The 19,565-nt window shown below is 53.5% G+C and carries 12 protein-coding genes; 8 read left to right on the top strand and 4 right to left on the bottom strand.

Annotated elements, in window-relative coordinates; genetic code table 11:
- Positions 1-19: 19 nt before the first annotated feature.
- Positions 20-1,063: an FAD:protein FMN transferase ApbE gene (apbE, locus tag ACSZPU_RS02245; RefSeq protein ID WP_498995031.1), complete on the bottom strand. Its 1,044-nt coding sequence runs from the start codon at positions 1,061-1,063 to the stop codon at positions 20-22.
- A 113-nt stretch (positions 1,064-1,176) separates the two neighbouring features.
- On the bottom strand, positions 1,177-2,289 hold the full coding sequence (locus ACSZPU_RS02250; RefSeq protein ID WP_498995033.1) for a porin OmpC: 1,113 nt from the start codon (positions 2,287-2,289) through the stop codon (positions 1,177-1,179).
- An 842-nt stretch (positions 2,290-3,131) separates the two neighbouring features.
- Between ACSZPU_RS02250 and rcsD the strand changes: the two genes are divergently transcribed.
- Both rcsD and rcsB read left to right on the top strand, forming a co-directional pair.
- Complete coding sequence (gene rcsD, locus ACSZPU_RS02255; protein ID WP_498995036.1) at positions 3,132-5,801, top strand: phosphotransferase RcsD; 2,670 nt, start codon at positions 3,132-3,134, stop codon at positions 5,799-5,801.
- A 16-nt stretch (positions 5,802-5,817) separates the two neighbouring features.
- Positions 5,818-6,468: a response regulator transcription factor RcsB gene (rcsB, locus tag ACSZPU_RS02260; RefSeq protein WP_498995038.1), complete on the top strand. Its 651-nt coding sequence runs from the start codon at positions 5,818-5,820 to the stop codon at positions 6,466-6,468.
- 34 nt (positions 6,469-6,502) lie between these two features.
- On the opposite strand, the gene rcsC is transcribed toward rcsB, so the two are convergent.
- A complete protein-coding gene (rcsC, locus tag ACSZPU_RS02265; RefSeq protein WP_498995040.1) occupies positions 6,503-9,349 on the bottom strand; it encodes a two-component system sensor histidine kinase RcsC in 2,847 nt (948 codons plus the stop codon).
- Between the two features lie 167 nt (positions 9,350-9,516).
- Between rcsC and atoS the strand changes: the two genes are divergently transcribed.
- From atoS to ACSZPU_RS02295, 6 genes are all read left to right on the top strand, one after another.
- A complete protein-coding gene (gene atoS, locus ACSZPU_RS02270) occupies positions 9,517-11,343 on the top strand; it encodes a two-component system sensor histidine kinase AtoS (protein WP_498995042.1) in 1,827 nt (608 codons plus the stop codon).
- Positions 11,340-12,725, top strand: a complete 1,386-nt coding sequence (gene atoC, locus ACSZPU_RS02275) for an acetoacetate metabolism transcriptional regulator AtoC (protein WP_498995044.1) — start codon at positions 11,340-11,342, stop codon at positions 12,723-12,725. Before atoS ends, atoC begins: the two co-directional genes overlap by 4 nt.
- Before the next feature lie 197 nt (positions 12,726-12,922).
- Positions 12,923-13,585: an acetate CoA-transferase subunit alpha gene (atoD, locus tag ACSZPU_RS02280; protein ID WP_498995045.1), complete on the top strand. Its 663-nt coding sequence runs from the start codon at positions 12,923-12,925 to the stop codon at positions 13,583-13,585.
- Complete coding sequence (locus ACSZPU_RS02285; RefSeq protein WP_498995046.1) at positions 13,585-14,235, top strand: 3-oxoacid CoA-transferase subunit B; 651 nt, start codon at positions 13,585-13,587, stop codon at positions 14,233-14,235. The genes atoD and ACSZPU_RS02285 overlap by 1 nt, the downstream gene beginning before the upstream one ends.
- Positions 14,232-15,554: a TIGR00366 family protein gene (locus ACSZPU_RS02290; RefSeq protein ID WP_498995049.1), complete on the top strand. Its 1,323-nt coding sequence runs from the start codon at positions 14,232-14,234 to the stop codon at positions 15,552-15,554. The genes ACSZPU_RS02285 and ACSZPU_RS02290 overlap by 4 nt, the downstream gene beginning before the upstream one ends.
- 30 nt (positions 15,555-15,584) lie before the next feature.
- Positions 15,585-16,769 carry an acetyl-CoA C-acetyltransferase gene (locus tag ACSZPU_RS02295; protein ID WP_498995051.1) on the top strand — a complete coding sequence of 395 codons (1,185 nt, stop codon included), beginning with the start codon at positions 15,585-15,587 and terminating at the stop codon, positions 16,767-16,769.
- A 43-nt stretch (positions 16,770-16,812) separates the two neighbouring features.
- On the opposite strand, the gene gyrA is transcribed toward ACSZPU_RS02295, so the two are convergent.
- Positions 16,813-19,449 carry a DNA topoisomerase (ATP-hydrolyzing) subunit A gene (gene gyrA / locus ACSZPU_RS02300; RefSeq protein WP_498995054.1) on the bottom strand — a complete coding sequence of 879 codons (2,637 nt, stop codon included), beginning with the start codon at positions 19,447-19,449 and terminating at the stop codon, positions 16,813-16,815.
- Positions 19,450-19,565: the final 116 nt, after the last annotated feature.

Below are 19,565 nucleotides of genomic sequence, written 5' to 3' on the forward strand. Positions count from 1 at the left end.
AAACCCGCATTCTTGCTGTCTAATTTTTCTCGCTGACCAGAAAAGCCGAAAACTGCGGTGACATCCAGGTGGTGAATTTGTCACCTTCGCGCATAATCATATAGACCGCCAGCCCCTCTTTGCGCACGATCTCCTGCGCTTTCGCCGTACCCAGCACCATCAAGCCGGTATCCCAGGAATCGGCCTCGAGCGCAGTGGGGGCAATCACCGTCACTGATACCAGATTATGATCGATAGGACGGCCGGTTTGCGGGTCAATCACGTGGGAGATGCGTTTACCGTCCAACTCATAGTAGTTGCGATAGCTCCCGGAGGTGCTGATGCCGTGTCCGTTGATATCCACCACCGCCTGTACAGCATTCTCCTGGTCGGTCGGTTTTTGTATCGCCACACGCCAGGGGTGTCCCTGCCCGTTCATCCCGCGGCTGACCAACGCGCCACCCACCGACACCAGATAGCGGGAGATCCCTTCACGCTCCATCAGACGTGCCAGATGATCGGCGGCATAGCCTTCACCAACGGTGGAGAGATCGACAAAAAGATCCGGCAGATCTTTTTGCAGATACTGCTGCTGTGCCTCGTTGATGACCTTAAGATGTTGTAACCCGGTACGCGCTTTTGCCGCATCAATTTGCGCCTGATCCGGCACTTTGTTGGGCTGCTTATCCGGGCCAAATCCCCACAAATTGACCAGCGGGCCAACGGTGATATCCATCGCGCCCTGAGTGTGCGTTCCAACACGCAGCGCCATGGTGACGATATCTGCCATGTCGGCGCTCACCGGCCACGGTTCCAGGCTGGGGGAATGGTTAAAGCGCATCAGCGCTGAATCGGATTTCCAGGTAGACAGTAGCCAGTCATCGGCATCGAGCTGTGCCTGGATTTTGTTCTTCAGGCTTTGCGCTTTCTCATCGCTCATCGCGATAACGCTCGCGCGCCAGAAGGTGCCCATCGTTTTGCCTTCGAGTACGGTTTGTTGTTCCGCCTGCGGGGCTTTGTTATCGCACCCACTTAATAATGCCAGCACAAGCAGCAGGCCTGCGCGCAGAAATGTCGTCGCCATCGTCTTTTCCCTTTACGTTATGCGCGGCCAGAGTACACCAAATTCGCTGGTGGTGAGATGGGGTTCAGGCATAAAAAAAGGAGCCCGAAGGCCCCTTTTTTGAGAATTGTTGCTTAGAACTGGTAAACCAGGCCCAGGGCAACAATGTCGTCGGTGCTGATACCAGCCTGACGAGTGAAGCTGTTTTCATCCAGCAGGTTGATTTTGTAATCAACATAGGTGGACATGTTTTTGTTGAAGTAGTAAGTCGCGCCTACATCAACATATTTCAGCAGATCCTGGTCGCCGTAACCATTGCCGATGTCTTTACCTTTGGACTGCAGGTAAGCAACGGACGGACGCAGACCGAAGTCGAACTGGTACTGAGCAACCACTTCGAAGTTCTGTGCTTTGTTAGCAAAGCCATAAACGGTGCTGCTGTTCTGGGAGTTACCAAAACGGGTCGCGTTGTAGGTCTGGGTGTACTGCGCAGCCAGGTAGACGTTGTTAGCGTCATATTTAAGGCCACCGCTGTAAACGTCTGCATTGTCGCCGTTACCGTAAACGCCCGCTGCATTCTGGTCAGCAGTACGTTTAGAGGTAGACATTGCAGCACCTGCGCTAAAGCCAGCGCCCAGATCGTAGGTCACAGAGGCGCCGAAGCCGTCGCCGTTCTGTTTCAGAGTGCTACGACCGGTGTCGTTTTCACCGCTGATGCTACCGTTTTTGCCCTGATACTGCAGAGCAAAGTTCAGGCCATTAACCAGACCGAAGAAGTCGGTATTACGGTAGGTTGCAACGCCGTTAGCACGGGATTGCATGAAGTTGTCAGAGCCGTAGGTGTCACCACCGAATTCCGGCAGAACGTCGGTCCAGGACGTTACGTCATAGATCACGCCGTAGTTACGACCATAGTCGAAAGAACCCGCGTCACCGACACGCAGACCAGCGAATGCCAGACGAGTCCATGCCTGATCGCTTGCGCTTTCAGTGTCGTTCGCCTGAACGTTGTATTCCCACTGGCCGTAACCGGTGATCTGGTCGTTTACCTGAGTTTCGCCTTTAAAGCCGAAACGTACGTAAGTCTGATCGCCATCAGAACCTTTATCGTCGGAGAAATAATGCAGACCGTCGACTTTACCGTACAAATCTAATTTGTTGCCGTTTTTGTTATAAACTTCCGCTGCATTCGCTGCGCCCGCTACCAGCAGTGCTGGTACCAGGAGGGACAGTACTTTAACTTTCATGTTATTAACCCTCTGTTATATGCGTTTTTATAGCCACTGCTCACTGATTAATCCTTTTAATCAGCCTGCAACTTCATTCTCCTTAAAAATACAGAATAATCCAATAAGAATATGATACGAAAACTTTGAAGATGTTTCATATTGCATTATAGATGTTTCAATTTGTAAATTAAGGGGGGCTTTTTTTAGCACAAATAGCTAAACAATAAAGCACAAATAATCAAAATACAATTTAAATCACAATAAAAACAACAACTTAGATAATAAAAGCTATTTTAGCACTGATTGCAAAACCAATATATTCAATCGGCACTAATATAATCCTCGCTATCATCATTAACTTTACTTATTACCGTCATTCGATTCTGAATGTCTGTTTACCCCTATTAGGACCGAATGCCTGGCATTCGGTTTTTTTTACCTTTCTTTACGTAAATGAATTTATTGTGTGCTAAGCGTAAAAATTTGTAATGACTATTAATTAAACAATATTCATGCCAGAACATTCCCTAAAAGTTAATCCCATTCTTATTTTCTTGTTATTTAGTGCGATTTTTCACAGCGAAGCGGTAAATATTTGTACAAATCCGCACTAACTGTACACTTTTTAGCGCTTCGCTTAGCGGCGCATTTTTTCTTTTGTCGTCAAGACATTTGCCCGCAAGAGAGTCTGGAAATTCACTCATTACCCGATATACTGCCTGCTGTACACTGCTCTGCAACATAACACCTACAGGACCGCCATCATCGCTGGCAGGCTCTTACGGCATGGCAGCAACGTTGTCTCAGCGCGCGTGCTGAGTTTTCTCCTGCAGTGTTGTCCTTACGGGTTACACACACGAATGAGTCGATCGGACACCATGATCCCAGGCAAATTTTCTCTGATACCGGGCAACATCACCCGTTTCTTTCTTCTATTGATCATTGTCCTGCTGGTCACCATGGGCGTGATGATACAAAGTGCCGTTAACGCCTGGCTGAAAGATAAAAGCTATCAGGTGGTGGATATCACTCATGCGATGCACAAGCGCATCGACACCTGGCGCTACGCCACCTGGCAAATCTATGACAACATCGCGGCCGCAACCTCTGGCAGCACAAGTGATGGTTTACAGGAAACCCGTCTCAAGCAGGACGTTTACTATCTGGAAAAGCCACGACGCAAAACCGAAGCGTTGATCTTTGGCTCCCACGACAGTTCCACGCTGGAGATGACGCAGCGGATCTCCACCTATCTGGATACGCTGTGGGGCGCGGAGACCGTGCCCTGGTCGATGTACTATTTAAACGGTCAGGACAACAGCATGATCCTGATCTCGACCCTGCCATTGAAAGATCTCTCTTCCGGCTTTAAAGAGTCCACTATCGGCAGCATTGTCGATTCACGCCGTGCAGAAATGCTGCAGCAGGCGAATGCGCTGGATGAACGCGAAAGTTTCTCTGCGCTGCGCCGCCTTGCCTGGCAGAATGGTCACTATTTCACGCTGCGCACCACATTTAACCAACCCGGCCACCTGGCGACGGTAGTTGCATTCGATCTGCCGATTAACGACTTGATCCCACCGGGGATGTCGCTGGACAGTTTCCGTCTCGATACGGACAACGCCCAGAACAATCTGCGCTCCACCGATAAAGAGAGCACGGACAGCGTTACCATCAATTTCAACAGCTCAAAAATCGAGATTGCCTCTTCGCTCAATTCCACCGGCCTGCGGCTGGTCTGGCAGGTGCCATTTGGTACGCTGCTGCTGGAAACCCTGCAAAATATTCTGTTGCCCCTGTTATTGAACATTGGTCTGCTGGCACTGGCGCTGTTTGGCTATACCACCTTTCGCCACCAGCCGGGGCGTCAGAGTGACGGGCTCGCCCCCACCAGCAAGAGTAATGAGCTGCGCGTGATGCGCGCCTTTAATGAAGAGATTGTCTCTCTGCTGCCGTTAGGGCTGCTGGTACACGACCAGGAAGCCAACCGTACCGTGCTGAGCAACAAAATTGCCGACCACTTACTGCCGCATCTCAATCTGCAAAACATCACCTCCATGGCTGACCAGCATCAGGGGGTGATTCAGGCCACCATCAACAACGAACTATATGAAATTCGCCAGTTCCGCAGCCAGGTGACTTCACGCACGCAGATTTTCATCATCCGTGATCAGGACAGAGAAGTGCTGGTGAATAAAAAGCTCAAACAGGCGCAGCGTCTGTACGAGAAAAACCAGCAGGGTCACGCGGCATTTATGCAAAACATCGCCGATGCACTCAAACAGCCGGTTAAAGCGTTGGCCACAGAAGCCGCTGCGCTGGGTGACAAAGAAGGTAACCAGCTTGCAGATCATGCCGAAGCGCTGGCGCGGCTGGTGGACGAGATTCAGCTGGCCAATATGCTGGAAAACGACAGCTGGAAGGGGCAATCCACCCTGTTTTCCATCCAGGATTTGATTGATGAAGTGGTGCCGCAGGTGCTGCCGGTTATCAAGCGTAAAGGGCTGCAGCTACTGATCAATAACCATCTTCATGCCAAAGAAGAGCGTCACGGCGATCGCGATGCCCTGCTGCGCATTTTGCTGCTGCTGATCCAGTACGCGGTGACCACCACACAGATTGGCAAAATCACCCTTGAGGTGAGCATGGACGAATCTGCGGAAGATCGTCTGACCTTCCGTATTCTGGATACCGGCAACGGGGTGACAAACAGCGAGATCGACAACCTGCATTTCCCTTTCCTCAATACCACCCAGGGCGATCAGTACGGCAAAGCCAACGCCCTCACCTTCTGGCTGTGCGATCAGTTGGCCAGAAAACTCGGTGGTCATTTGAATATTAAAGCGCGGGAAGAGTTAGGTACACGTTATTCGCTGCACGTGAAGATGGCCGCGCGCGATCAGCAGGAAGAAGCTGAAGAAAAATTACTGGATGATGTGGTCGCGATGATTGATATTACTTCCAGCGAAATCCGTAATATTGTGGTCCGACAGCTCGAAAACTGGGGAGCAAGCTGTATCTCTCCAGATGAAAGGCTGTTAAGTCAAGAATATGACCTGTTTTTAACGGATAATCCGTCTAATCTTACATCCTCGGGCTTGCTTTTAAGCGATGATGAGGTCGGCGTGCGGAAAATTGGCCCCGGACAATTGCGCGTCAACTTTAATATGAGTAATGCAATGCAGGAAGCGATACTGCAACTTATAGAAGAGCAGTTGGCGCAGGAAGAGGTAATGGAGTCGCCTTTGGGGGGCGATGAAAATGCCGAGCTTCACGCCAGCGGTTATTATGCGCTGTTTGTCGACACAGTACCGGATGATGTTAAGAGGTTGTATACTGAATCGGCGACAAGCGATTTCGCTGCACTGGCTCAGACAGCACACCGCCTGAAAGGGGTGTTTGCCATGCTTAATCTGGTTCCTGGTAAGCAGTTATGTGAAACGCTGGAGCATTTAATTCGTGAGAAGGATGTTCCAGGCATAGAAAATTACATCAGCGACATTGACGCTTACGTCAAGAGCTTGCTGTAGCAAGGTAGCCCAATACATGAACAATATGAACGTAATTATTGCCGATGACCATCCGATTGTACTGTTCGGTATTCGTAAATCACTTGAACAAATCGAATGGGTTAATGTAGTCGGTGAATTCGAAGACTCTACAGCACTCATCAATAACCTGCCGAAACTTGAGGCTCATGTCTTAATCACCGATCTGTCAATGCCAGGCGATAAATACGGCGATGGTATCACGTTGATTAAGTACATCAAACGCCATTTCCCTAACCTGTCCATCATTGTCCTGACGATGAACAACAACCCGGCTATCCTGAGCGCCGTGCTGGATCTGGACATCGAAGGTATTGTACTCAAACAGGGTGCACCAACAGACCTGCCAAAAGCTCTGGCAGCCTTGCAGAAAGGGAAGAAATTTACCCCGGAAAGCGTTTCCCGTCTGCTGGAGAAAATCAGCGCTGGCGGCTATGGCGACAAACGTCTGTCCCCGAAAGAAAGTGAAGTATTGCGTCTGTTTGCCGAAGGTTTCCTGGTCACCGAAATTGCCAAGAAACTGAACCGCAGTATCAAAACCATCAGTAGCCAGAAGAAATCCGCAATGATGAAACTGGGTGTTGATAACGATATTGCCCTGCTGAATTACCTCTCTTCGGTCACGCTGACCCAAACCGAAAAAGAGTAATTCCTGTAACCCCGGCGCCCGCCGGGGTTTATTTTTATCGCCGTTCTTTTCTGACCCGCGCACTGTAAAGCGCCAGCGTCTGTTTCAGCACATCCAGCGTCACCGGCTTCGACAGGCAGCTGTCCATACCTGATTCCAGACACCGTTGTTTCTCTTCCGCCAGCGCGTTCGCCGTCACACCAATCACCGGCAGAGTCATCCCCTGCTCACGAATACGTTGCGTCAGGCGATAACCATCCATATTCGGCATGTTCACGTCGCTGAGCACAATATCGATGGCATTTTTACTCAGTACGTTCAGCGCATCCACGCCATCGTTCGCCGTTTTGCATTGATACCCCAGCGATCCGAGCTGATCCGCCAGCAGGCGTCGGTTGATCGGGTGATCGTCAACCACCAGAATCATCATGTCGTCATTTAGCGCTTCGGTCGCACCCGGCGAAGGCAGCGCGGTGGTCACTTCTGGCACCACCACCTCAACGCGGTGGATGCGCCCAAGGATTGCAATCAGGTCGTGCGGCGACGCCACGCTAACCAGCCATTCGTCTGGGGTACGCTCCAGCGGAATACCAATATGGCGACGGCAGAACAGAACGGCAGCACGTCCACTCCAGGACGGCGGCAGCTCATCATCGGTAATAAAGGTATCGTTCGCACCCAATGGGCGCCCGTCATAGCGCTGAGCCTGAATACCGTTATAGGACAGTAAAGTTTGCAGATAGCTACAGAGTGATGCATTGCGCACCGCCAGCCAGCAGCAGGTATTCGCCAGACCATCAACATCCACTGGGGCAAGTTCAACGGCGTTATACAGCGGAATGCGGATGGTGAACTGGCTGCCCATACCCGGTTCGGTATCGACGCTGATATCACCATCCATCATGCTGATCAGCTTTTCACAAATCGCCAGCCCCAGCCCGGTCCCCTGGAAGTTACGCTGTACGCCGGTACCGACCTGGAAGAACGGGTCAAACAAGCGCACCACCTCTTTGCCCGGGATCCCGACGCCGGTATCACGCACGCGGATACTCAGGTAGTGCTCGTCCCGGCGGACATGGAGAATAATGCAGCCAATATCGGTGAACTTGATGGCATTGCTGAGCAGGTTGGAGATGACCTGTTGCAGGCGCATCGGGTCACCGTTCAGCGTGGCAGGCACATCCGGTTCGATAAAGCAGTACAGGCCGAGTTGCTTACGCACCACCAGCGGTGCGTAGTTGGCGGTGATATGGCTCATCACCTCACGTGGGGAAAACTCACGCGGCTCAATTTTAAGTTGCTCAGACTCGATTTTCGAGAAATCGAGGATATCGCTGATGATTTTCAGCAGCAGGCTCGACGAGTTATTCATCGCCGTCACCAGACGGTCGACGCCCTTCGGCAGGTCTTTGGTCTGCAACAGGTCGAGGTTACCGATAATCCCGTACAGCGGCGTACGCAGCTCGTGGCTAACGGTTGCCAGGAACATCGATTTCGACTGACTCGCCTGCTCCGCCGCCTGTGCCATCTCCTGCAGCGACTCTTCCATTTTGACGCGCGAGCTCACATCCACCAGCACGCAAATCGCCACGTTTTCATTGCGATAGCGGGAATGGACGAAGCTAATCTGCAAATTAGTATTGTTGCTGGTCAGCACATCGACGAAGTTCACCTGCTGCCCGCAGATAATCTGCGTTAAACGTTGCCGGTCTTCGTGGGTCAGCATATTCAGGTAGTTATGCGCCAGCTCGTTACTCAGAATGTTGGTGCCATCCTGCGTACGCAGGATACAGATCCCCACCGGCGCCGAAGCGACGATTTTACGGTTGAACTGCTCATGCTCTTCCAGGCGCTGGGCATCTGTTTCCGCCGGAATAAAAATTCGCCGTTCATACATGCGCGCCAGGGTAAACAGCGCAATCCCCACCAGGATGTTCAGCAGCACCGCGTTGAGGATCAGCATGCGAATGCGCTCAAGCACCATATCCACCGGCACCGAGTAGATAATACTCAGCGGCGAAGGCGGCAGACTCTTTTTCAGAATCAGATCGTGGAAGCCGGAGGTGTAACCAAACCAGGAACGTACCTGTAACCAGCGCGGATCCACATCGACGCGGTTTTCCGCCCCGGTCAGGGAAATCAGCGCGTGCCCGCTTTCATCAATAATGGTGACGCCCATCGGCAAACTACCCGGAGTGAAGAAATTTTCCATGCGAATGGATTGTTCCGTACCCAGCAGCGCCTGAAGGCGATTGCCCAGATAAACCGGCGTCAGCGCATAAAAATAGCCGACACCCGGACGCGGCCCCTGGCTCATCCAGTACAGATTATTGCCGCGCTCATCCTGCGGCGCATTGCGGTATTTGAGAATGCGCTCATGCAGACTTTTCAGGGTGTCGTCACGTTCAACCGGCACATCACGCAGGCCAAAATCCGCCACGCAGAGATTTTCACTGCCAATCAGGAACACGCGGTTCAGATCATAGGCCGCCGAGAAGTTATCCCGCCAGTAGCGCATAAACCACGCCAGTGATTCGAGCGAGCCACGCCAGGCGGTGCCCATTTTTGAGCAGTCGGAATCGGGAAACAGCGGCTGAAAATCGGGAACATCGGTTTTCGCATCCAGGCCACGGGAGGCCAGAAGGCCGTTTTCTGCCGTCAGACGGTTTTCAGCGATGTATTTCAGCTCTTTCATCACATCAGAGGTGCGCTGAATATAGCGCTGCGCCTGATCGGAGCTGAGATTGAATTCCTGGCGTATTTCCGACTCTTTATCGCGCAGCGCGTTAACGATGTAAAACACCGAAAAGAGAGCAATCAACAGCCAAAGCACCAGAGCCAGCGCGCGGAAAAGATAGCGCGAGACTTTCAGGGTGCTACGAAAAGAGACGAGGTATTTCAACCTGGGGAGACTCCGCCATGGGGGGTGAATACACTGGGGTTAAAGTAGCGTTAAAACGCCGGTGCCGCAATGGGCTCTCTTTGCGGGAACATGATACTCCGCTGAGAAACCTGCGCCTTCCCCCCCGATAATAGGCGTTTGCCGGAAAAGACCGCACGGATGTCTGCATGCGCTACCTGAAACGAATATACCCACGCCGCTTACGCAATCAAATGATCCTGATGGCTATCCTGATGGTCATTGTGCCGACGCTTTCTATTGGTTATATCGTAGAAACCGAAGGGCGATCAGCGGTGCTATCTGAAAAAGAGAAAAAACTGTCAGCGGTCGTCTACCTGCTTGACGACGCGCTGGGCGACCGCTTTAATCAATTCGCACAGTTGACCCACGATGAGCATATCCGCGCGTTGAATGCAGAATTAACGCCGATCACCGAGCGTATCACCCTCGCGTTTCCAGGGATCGGCGCAGGCTATTACAACAAAGCGCTGGATGCAATTATCACCTACGCCCCTGCCGCGCTGTATCAAAACAACGTAGGGATAACCATCGCCGCCGACCACCCCGGAAGAGAGGTCATGCGCACCAACGCGCCGGTGGTGTTTTCCGGCAGGCAGGTACGCGGCGATATTCTCAACTCCATGATCCCAATCGTCCGCCACGGCGAGGTGACGGGCTACATCTGGGCGAATGAACTGACTGAAGATATTCGTCAGCAGGCCTGGAAGATGGATGTCCGGATCATCGCCGTTCTGGCGGCTGGGCTGATGAGCAGCCTGTTGCTTATCATCCTCTTCTCTCGCCGTCTTAGCGCCAATATCGACATCATCACCGATAGTCTGCCCACGCTTGCGCAAAAGACCCCTGCGCAGTTACCCGACCTGCCCGGTGAACTGGGGCAAATCAGCCGCAGTGTTAACGCTCTGGCGCAAACGCTCCGGGAAACCAAAACACTAAACGATCTGATTATTGAGAATGCCGCGGACGGCGTTATCGCCATCGACAGACAAGGAAATGTCACCACCATGAATCCGGCGGCGGAGATCATCACTGGCTACACCCTGGACGAACTGGCAGGACAACCTTACGCAACATTATTCTCCGATCCCCACTTCTCAAGCCCTATGCTTGATACCCTCGAGCACGGCACCGAACATCTGGCGCAGGAGGTCAGTTTTCCTGCGCATAACCGCACGATAGAGCTCAGCGTCACGACCAGTCGTATCCACAACGCCAATGGCGAATTGATTGGCGCACTGGTCATTTTCTCCGATTTAACCGCCCGCAAAGAGACGCAGCGCCGTCTGGCACAAACGGAAAGGCTCGCCACGTTGGGAGAACTGATGGCAGGCGTCGCACACGAGGTGCGTAACCCGCTCACCGCCATCCGGGGCTATGTGCAGATTATCCGCCAGCAGACAGGCCAGCCCGTCCATCAGGAGTATCTGTCCATTGTCCTTAAAGAAATTGATTCCATTAATAAAGTCATCCAGCAGCTTCTGGACTTCTCCCGACCGCGGCAGAGCCAATGGCAGCAGGTGGCTCTCAATGCCTTGATCGAGGAGGCGCTGATCCTGGTACAAACGTCCGGGGTTCAGGCGCGGATCGACTTCCATTCAGAGTTCGATACGAACCTGCCAGGGATCGTTGCCGATCGCGAACTGCTCAAACAGGTGCTTCTTAATATGCTTATTAACGCCGTTCAGGCGATAGGCGCGCGCGGTGAAATCCGTATCCGTACCTGGCGCTACACGCCGACACATCTGGCTATCGCGATTGAAGACAATGGCTGCGGCATCGATAGTGCTTTGCAGAAAAAGATCTTCGATCCCTTCTTCACCACCAAGGCCTCTGGAACCGGACTCGGACTAGCACTTAGCCAGCGCATCATCAATGCGCATCAGGGCGACATCCACGTCACAAGCCAGCCTGGATGTGGTGCCACCTTTACGCTTATTTTACCGATTAACCCGCAGGAAACCTCGTCAGAATGAAAACCCGCTACCGTATTCTCATCGTCGATGATGAAGATAATGTTCGCCGTATGCTTACCACCGCGTTTTCACTACAAGGACATGAAACCCACTGCGCCTGCAACGGTTTGACGGCGCTGAAAATCTTTACCGACACCCCGCCTGACGTGGTGCTAATGGATATTCGCATGCCGGAAATGAACGGCATTGAAGCGTTAAAAGCCATGCGCGCGCAGCACCCACGCATTCCCGTTATTCTGATGACCGCCTATGCCGAAGTGGAAACCGCAGTAGAAGCGCTACGCAGCGGCGCATTTGATTATGTGATTAAGCCATTCGACCTGGACGAGCTGAATCTACTCATTCAGCGAGCCTTACAGCTACAGGCGATGAAGCAGGAGATCCGTAGTCTGCATCAGGCACTGACCACCAGTTGGCAGTGGGGACATATCCTGACTAACAGCCCACGGATGATGGATATCTGCAAAGACACGGCGAAAATCGCGCTTTCCCAGGCTAACGTACTGATAAGCGGTGAAAGCGGGACGGGAAAAGAGTTAATTGCCCGTGCGATTCACTATAATTCGCGCCGGGCAAACGGCCCTTTTATCAAGATAAACTGTGCGGCGCTGCCGGAATCCCTGCTGGAGAGTGAACTGTTTGGCCACGAAAAAGGCGCGTTCACCGGCGCGCAAACGCTGCGTCAGGGGCTGTTTGAACGAGCCCATCAGGGTACGCTGCTACTGGATGAAATCGGTGAAATGCCGCTGGTGCTGCAAGCCAAGCTGCTGCGGATCCTGCAGGAAAGAGAGTTTGAACGCGTTGGCGGTCATCAGACCATTCAGGTGGATATTCGCATCGTGGCTGCCACCAACCGGGATTTGCAGGCGATGGTCAAAGAGGGAAGCTTCCGGGAAGATCTGTTTTACCGGCTCAATGTCATCCATCTGCAACTTCCCCCGCTTCGTGAGCGACGGGAGGATATTCCCCTGTTGGCCAACCACTTTTTGCAGAAGTTCAGCTCAGAAAACCAGCGGGATATTATTGAAATCGATCCTGCCGCCATGTCGCTACTCTGCGGCTGGTCATGGCAGGGTAATATCCGTGAATTATCCAATGTCATTGAACGTGCGGTGGTTATGAGCACTGGCGCAGTGATTTTCGCAGAGGATTTCCCCGCCCCGTTCCGTCACCCGACCTGTCATTGTACAGAGGCGAAACCGGCGCAATCAGGAGAACGAAATCTGAAAGAAGAGATTAAACGTGAAGAGCGACGAATCATTATGGAGGTGCTTGAGCAGCAAGAAGGAAACCGCACGCGCACCGCACTGATGTTAGGGATCAGCCGACGCGCGCTAATGTACAAATTGCAGGAATACGGTATCGATCCGGCAGGTCTCTGATACCAGAATTTGCTATGCAGAATTTTGCACAGTGCGCAAAATTCTGCAGCGTTCTCGCGGCATCCCCATCATTTCACTTTAATAAATATCCTTTATATTCAATAAATTAAATAACATCCTTACGATCTACCGATTCTGGCATCCCGCTTGCTATTCCCAATGCGTACCCAACATGGAGTATGCAAAAGGGAAACATAATGAAAACAAAACTGATTACTTTACAGAATGCCTCAGACTTCTTTCGTGACGGCATGACCATCATGGTTGGCGGCTTTATGGGGGTCGGCACGCCCCCCCGCCTGGTCGAAGCGTTGCTTGATTCGGGCGTCAGAGATTTGACGCTTATCGCCAACGATACCGCCTTTGTGGATACCGGTATTGGCCCACTCATCGTGAATGGTCGCGTCAGCAAAGTTATTGCCTCGCATATCGGTACCAACCCGGAAACCGGTCGGCGCATGATTGCCAACGAGATGGAGGTTCAACTGGTTCCGCAAGGCACCCTGATTGAGAAAATCCGTTGCGGTGGCGCAGGGCTGGGCGGATTTCTGACCCCAACCGGCGTCGGCACCGTAGTCGAGGAAGGAAAGCAGACGCTTTCGCTTGATGGCCGAACCTGGCTACTGGAACGTCCGCTACGCGCAGATTTAGCGCTGATCCGCGCCCATCGCGCCGACCCGCTCGGCAACCTGACCTACCAGCTCAGCGCCCGCAATTTTAACCCCCTCATTGCTCTCGCCGCCGACATGACGTTGGTGGAGCCTGACGAAATGGTTGCGACAGGCGATCTGCTGCCCGATCAGATTGTCACCCCAGGCGCGGTTATCGACCACATCGTCATTCCACAGGAGAGCAAATAATGGACGTTAAACAACGTATTGCGCGCCGCGTGGCGCAAGAACTGCACGATGGCGACGTCGTTAACTTAGGCATTGGGCTGCCAACGATGGTGGCAAATTACCTGCCGGACGGTATTCACATCACGCTGCAATCTGAGAACGGTTTTCTCGGTCTGGGGCCCGTCACCACCGCGCATCCGGATCTGGTTAATGCCGGAGGTCAGCCCTGTGGAATTTTACCCGGTGCAGCAATGTTCGACAGCGCCATGTCGTTTGCATTGATTCGCGGGGGTCATGTTGACGCCTGCGTACTCGGCGGATTGCAGGTGGATGAACAGGCGAATCTGGCCAACTGGGTCGTTCCCGGCAAAATGGTCCCCGGCATGGGGGGCGCAATGGATCTGGTCACCGGCGCGCGCAAAGTGATTATTGCGATGGAACATTGCGCAAAAGACGGCTCTGCGAAGATCCTGCGCGAATGCACTATGCCGCTAACCGCCCAACATGCCGTGCATATGCTGGTCACCGAGCTGGCTGTATTCCGCTTTACAGACGGCAAAATGTGGCTGACTGAAATCGTCGAAGGATGCGACCTTGCCACGCTGCGTGAGAAAACCGAAGCACAGTTCGAGGTCGCCGCCGAGCTGATTATCATGCGAGGTGACGCATGATTGGTCGCATCTCACGCTTTATGACGCGAATTGTCAGCCGCTGGCTTCCGGATCCGCTGATCTTCGCCATGCTGTTAACCCTGCTGACGTTCGGTATCGCCCTCTGGCTGACGCCGCAAACACCGGTAAGTATGGTGAAATTCTGGGGCGATGGCTTCTGGAACCTGCTGGCATTCGGCATGCAGATGGCATTGATCATCGTGACTGGCCACGCGCTGGCAAGTTCCGGCCCGGTTAAAAGCCTGCTGTGTACCACCGCTTCTGCCGCTAAAACGCCCGCTCAGGGCGTCATGCTGGTGACCTTCTTTGGTTCGGTCGCCTGCGTTATCAACTGGGGCTTTGGTCTGGTGGTTGGCGCGATGTTTGCCCGTGAGGTTGCTCGTCGCGTGCCGGGTTCTGATTATCCGTTACTGATTGCCTGCGCCTATATCGGCTTTCTCACCTGGGGAGGCGGTTTCTCCGGCTCAATGCCTCTGCTGGCAGCCACGCCGGGCAACCCGGTGGAACACATAGCGGGGTTAATTCCTGTCGCGGATACCCTGTTTACCGGCTTCAATATCTTCATTACCGTGGCGCTGATTGTGGTGATGCCGTTTATCACGCGCATGATGACGCCAAAACCTTCAGATGTGGTGAGCATCGATCCGAAACTGTTACTGGAAGAAGCGGATTTCCAGAAGAAACTGCCACCAGACGCACCGCCATCGGAAAAACTGGAAGAGAGCCGCATTCTGGCGCTGATCATCGGTGCATTAGGGATTGCCTATCTGGGCATCTATTTTGCCGAGAAAGGTTTCAATATCACCATCAATACCGTCAACCTGATGTTTATGATTGCCGGTCTGCTGTTGCACAAAACGCCGATGGCCTATATGCGCGCAATCAGCACTGCGGCACGTAGTACCGCCGGTATTCTGGTGCAGTTCCCCTTCTACGCAGGCATTCAACTGATGATGGAGCACTCCGGGCTCGGTGGTCTTATCACTGAATTCTTCATCAACGTTGCCAACAAAGACACCTTCCCACTGATGACCTTCTTTAGTTCGGCACTGATTAACTTTGCCGTGCCATCCGGCGGCGGTCACTGGGTTATTCAGGGGCCGTTCGTGATGCCTGCTGCTCAAGCTTTGGGTGCCGATCTCGGTAAGTCGGTGATGGCGATCGCTTACGGTGAGCAGTGGATGAACATGGCGCAGCCGTTCTGGGCGCTACCCGCGCTGGCGATCGCCGGTCTCGGCGTGCGCGACATTATGGGCTACTGCATCACCGCTCTGCTCTTCTCCGGCGTCATTTTTGTTATTGGATTGACCTTGTTCTGACGGCAACGACTTACTTAAAGGATCAGAAAAATGAAAAACTGTGTCATCGTCAGCGCGGCACGTACCGCCATCGGCAGTTTTAACGGCGCACTGGCCACTACCAGCGCCATCGACCTCGGTGCCATCGTGATTAAAGCGGTACTTGAACGCGCACAACTGGACCCTCAGCGTGTAGATGAAGTGATCATGGGCAATGTGCTGCAGGCCGGTCTCGGACAAAACCCGGCCCGGCAGGCGCTGCTCAAAAGCGGCCTGTCCGACACCGTTTGCGGCTTTACCGTCAATAAAGTGTGTGGCTCAGGTCTGAAAAGCGTGGCGCTCGCCGCGCAGGCTATCCAGGCCGGACAGGATCAGGTGCTTGTCGCAGGCGGGATGGAAAACATGAGTCAGGCACCCTATTTGCTCGATGCCAAAGCACGCTGGGGCTATCGCCTCGGCGACGCACAGCTCTCCGACGTCATTCTGCGTGATGGTCTTATCTGCGCCGAACAGGGTTACCATATGGGGATAACCGCAGAAAATGTTGCCAAAGAATACGGCATCAGTCGCGAAATGCAGGATGAGCTGGCCCTGCTGTCTCAGCACAAAGCCGTTGCCGCAATAGAGTCTGGCGCATTTCAGGCTGAAATCGTGCCCGTCAGCGTCTCATCGCGTAAGAAAACCGTTGTGTTCGAACGCGACGAGTTTCCTAAGGCCGATTCTACAGCAGAAGGTCTTGCTACATTGCGCCCGGCCTTCGACAAAGCGGGCACCGTAACGGCTGGCAATGCTTCTGGGATCAATGACGGTGCGGCGGCGCTGGTAGTGATGGAGGAATCCGCAGCATTAGCCGCCGGGCTGAAACCGCTGGCGCGTATCAAAGCCTGGGCCAGCGGCGGCGTGGCACCGGCAATGATGGGGATGGGTCCGGTTCCCGCCACACAGAAAGCACTGAAACTGAGTGGGTTACAACTTTCGGATATCGATCTGATCGAAGCCAACGAGGCGTTTGCCGCTCAGTTTCTTGCCGTCGGTAAAACGCTGGGGTTCGATCCACAAAAGGTTAACGTCAACGGCGGGGCAATTGCGCTGGGACATCCTATCGGTGCCAGCGGCGCACGAATTCTGGTTACGCTGCTGCATGCGCTACAGGCACGAGACCAGACGCTCGGACTGGCGACGCTGTGCATCGGCGGCGGTCAGGGTGTTGCAATGATCGTGGAAAGAATGAATTAAAAAAAAGGGCCGGATTTTTCCGGCCCTTTCCTGACAAACGTATTTACTCGTCAGCGTCGGCGTCGTCAGCCGCGCTATCGTCAACTTCCGGGGCGATTTCATCATCCCCTTCCGCGACACTGCCATCAATGGAGTCAAGTTCTTCGTCATCCACCGGCTCGGCGACACGCTGCAGACCTACTACGTTTTCATCTTCTGCGGTACGAATCAGGATCACACCCTGGGTGTTACGCCCAACCACGCTGATCTCAGACACGCGTGTGCGCACCAGCGTACCGGCATCGGTGATCATCATGATCTGGTCGGTGTCAGTCACCTGCACAGCGCCCACCACGGAACCATTACGTTCGGTCACCTTGATGGAGATAACGCCCTGCGTACCACGAGATTTGGTCGGGTACTCGGTTTCCGCAGTACGTTTACCGTAGCCATTCTGCGTCACGGTGAGGATTGCCCCTTCGCCACGCGGAATGATCAGGGAGACGACTTTGTCCTCGCCCGCCAGTTTGATACCGCGAACGCCGGTCGCGGTACGGCCCATGGCACGAACAGCGTCTTCTTTGAAGCGCACCACTTTACCGGCAGCAGAGAACAGCATGACTTCGTCCTGACCCGAGGTCAGATCTACGCCAATCAGTTCGTCGCCTTCGTTCAGGTTCACCGCGATGATACCGGCAGAACGCGGACGGCTGAACTCGGTCAGCGCCGTTTTCTTCACGGTACCGCTGGCGGTCGCCATAAACACGCTCACGCCTTCTTCGTACTCGCGTACAGGCAGAATGGCGGTGATACGTTCGTTCGCTTCCAGCGGCAGCAGGTTGACGATCGGACGACCACGCGCACCACGGCTCGCTTCCGGCAGTTGGTAGACTTTCATCCAGTACAGACGACCACGGCTGGAGAAGCAGAGGATCGTGTCATGGGTGTTGGCCACCAGCAGACGGTCAATAAAGTCTTCTTCTTTAATACGTGCCGCAGATTTGCCTTTACCACCACGACGCTGTGCTTCGTAGTCGGTCAACGGCTGATACTTCACGTAGCCCTGGTGGGACAGCGTTACCACAACATCTTCCTGGTTGATCAGGTCTTCGATGTTGATATCGGCGCTGTTGGCCGTGATTTCCGTGCGACGCGCGTCGCCAAACTGATCGCGGATCAGCTCCAGCTCTTCACGAATCACTTCCATCAGGCGATCGGCGCTGCCCAGAATGTGCAGCAGTTCAGCAATCTGTTCCAGCAACTCTTTGTATTCGTCGAGCAGTTTTTCATGCTCAAGGCCGGTCAGTTTCTGCAAACGCAGATCCAGAATCGCCTGGGCCTGCTGTTCGGTCAGGTAGTACTGACCATCACGCACGCCAAACTCTGGCTCCAGCCATTCAGGACGCGCAGCATCGTCGCCAGCACGTTCCAGCATGGCCGATACGTTGCCCAGATCCCAGGAGCGCGCCACCAGGCCTGCTTTCGCTTCAGCCGGGGTCGGAGCACGACGAATCAACTCGATGATCGGGTCGATGTTCGCCAGCGCCACGGCCAGTGCTTCAAGGATATGCGCACGGTCGCGGGCTTTACGCAGTTCGAAAATAGTACGACGGGTCACCACTTCGCGACGGTGGCGCACGAACGCAGACAGAATATCTTTCAGGTTCATGATCTTCGGCTGGCCATGGTGCAGTGCCACCATGTTGATACCGAAGGAAACCTGCAGCTGAGTCTGGGAGTACAGGTTGTTCAGTACCACCTCACCCACAGCGTCGCGTTTGATTTCAATCACGATGCGCATACCGTCTTTATCAGACTCGTCACGCAGCGCGCTGATACCTTCGACCTTTTTATCCTTCACCAGCTCGGCGATTTTCTCAATCAGGCGCGCTTTGTTCACCTGATACGGAATTTCATGCACGATGATGGTTTCGCGGCCGGTTTTGGCGTCCGCTTCCACTTCCGCGCGTGCGCGGATGTAAATCTTGCCACGACCGGTACGGTACGCTTCTTCAATACCGCGACGGCCATTAATAATGGCGGCGGTCGGGAAGTCCGGCCCGGGAATGTGTTCCATCAGCCCTTCAACGCTGATGTCTTCATCGTCGATGTACGCCAGGCAACCGTTGATCACTTCCGTCAGGTTATGCGGAGGAATGTTGGTTGCCATCCCCACGGCAATACCGGACGAGCCGTTCACCAGCAGGTTGGGCACCTTGGTCGGCATAACATCCGGGATTTTTTCCGTGCCATCGTAGTTATCGACGAAGTCAACGGTCTCTTTTTCCAGATCGGCCATCAGCTCATGGGCGATTTTCGACATACGGATTTCCGTATAACGCATCGCCGCAGCGGAGTCGCCGTCTACTGAACCGAAGTTGCCCTGGCCATCAACCAGCATGTAACGTAAGGAGAAAGGCTGCGCCATACGAACGATGGTGTCATAAACGGCAGTATCACCATGAGGGTGGTATTTACCGATGACGTCACCCACCACACGGGCAGATTTTTTGTAGGCTTTGTTCCAGTCATTGCCCAATACGTTCATGGCGTAAAGTACGCGACGGTGAACCGGCTTCAGGCCATCGCGGACATCTGGTAACGCACGGCCAACAATGACCGACATGGCATAATCCAGATAGGAGCTTTTCAGCTCTTCCTCGATGTTGACCGGTGTAATTTCTCTCGCAAGGTCGCTCATCTAACCGCTATCCCTCTACTGTATCCCGGATTCAAAGGTCGCAAATTATAACACAACCGTAATGAATCAGGTAAACGGAAAGACCCCGCAGGGCGCTTTATTAGCGCCAGCAGACT

The sequence above is a fragment of the Phytobacter sp. V69 genome (assembly GCF_965644215.1).
In the GTDB taxonomy this organism is placed as follows: domain Bacteria; phylum Pseudomonadota; class Gammaproteobacteria; order Enterobacterales; family Enterobacteriaceae; genus Phytobacter.

Coding starts and splice junctions, on each gene's coding strand:
- apbE (WP_498995031.1), bottom strand. CDS start 1,063: ATGGCGACGACATTTCTGCGCGCAGGCCTGCTGCTTGTGCTGGCATTA.
- ACSZPU_RS02250 (WP_498995033.1), bottom strand. CDS start 2,289: ATGAAAGTTAAAGTACTGTCCCTCCTGGTACCAGCACTGCTGGTAGCG.
- rcsD (WP_498995036.1), top strand. CDS start 3,132: ATGAGTCGATCGGACACCATGATCCCAGGCAAATTTTCTCTGATACCG.
- rcsB (WP_498995038.1), top strand. CDS start 5,818: ATGAACAATATGAACGTAATTATTGCCGATGACCATCCGATTGTACTG.
- atoS (WP_498995042.1), top strand. CDS start 9,517: ATGCGCTACCTGAAACGAATATACCCACGCCGCTTACGCAATCAAATG.
- atoC (WP_498995044.1), top strand. CDS start 11,340: ATGAAAACCCGCTACCGTATTCTCATCGTCGATGATGAAGATAATGTT.
- atoD (WP_498995045.1), top strand. CDS start 12,923: ATGAAAACAAAACTGATTACTTTACAGAATGCCTCAGACTTCTTTCGT.
- ACSZPU_RS02285 (WP_498995046.1), top strand. CDS start 13,585: ATGGACGTTAAACAACGTATTGCGCGCCGCGTGGCGCAAGAACTGCAC.
- ACSZPU_RS02290 (WP_498995049.1), top strand. CDS start 14,232: ATGATTGGTCGCATCTCACGCTTTATGACGCGAATTGTCAGCCGCTGG.
- ACSZPU_RS02295 (WP_498995051.1), top strand. CDS start 15,585: ATGAAAAACTGTGTCATCGTCAGCGCGGCACGTACCGCCATCGGCAGT.
- gyrA (WP_498995054.1), bottom strand. CDS start 19,449: ATGAGCGACCTTGCGAGAGAAATTACACCGGTCAACATCGAGGAAGAG.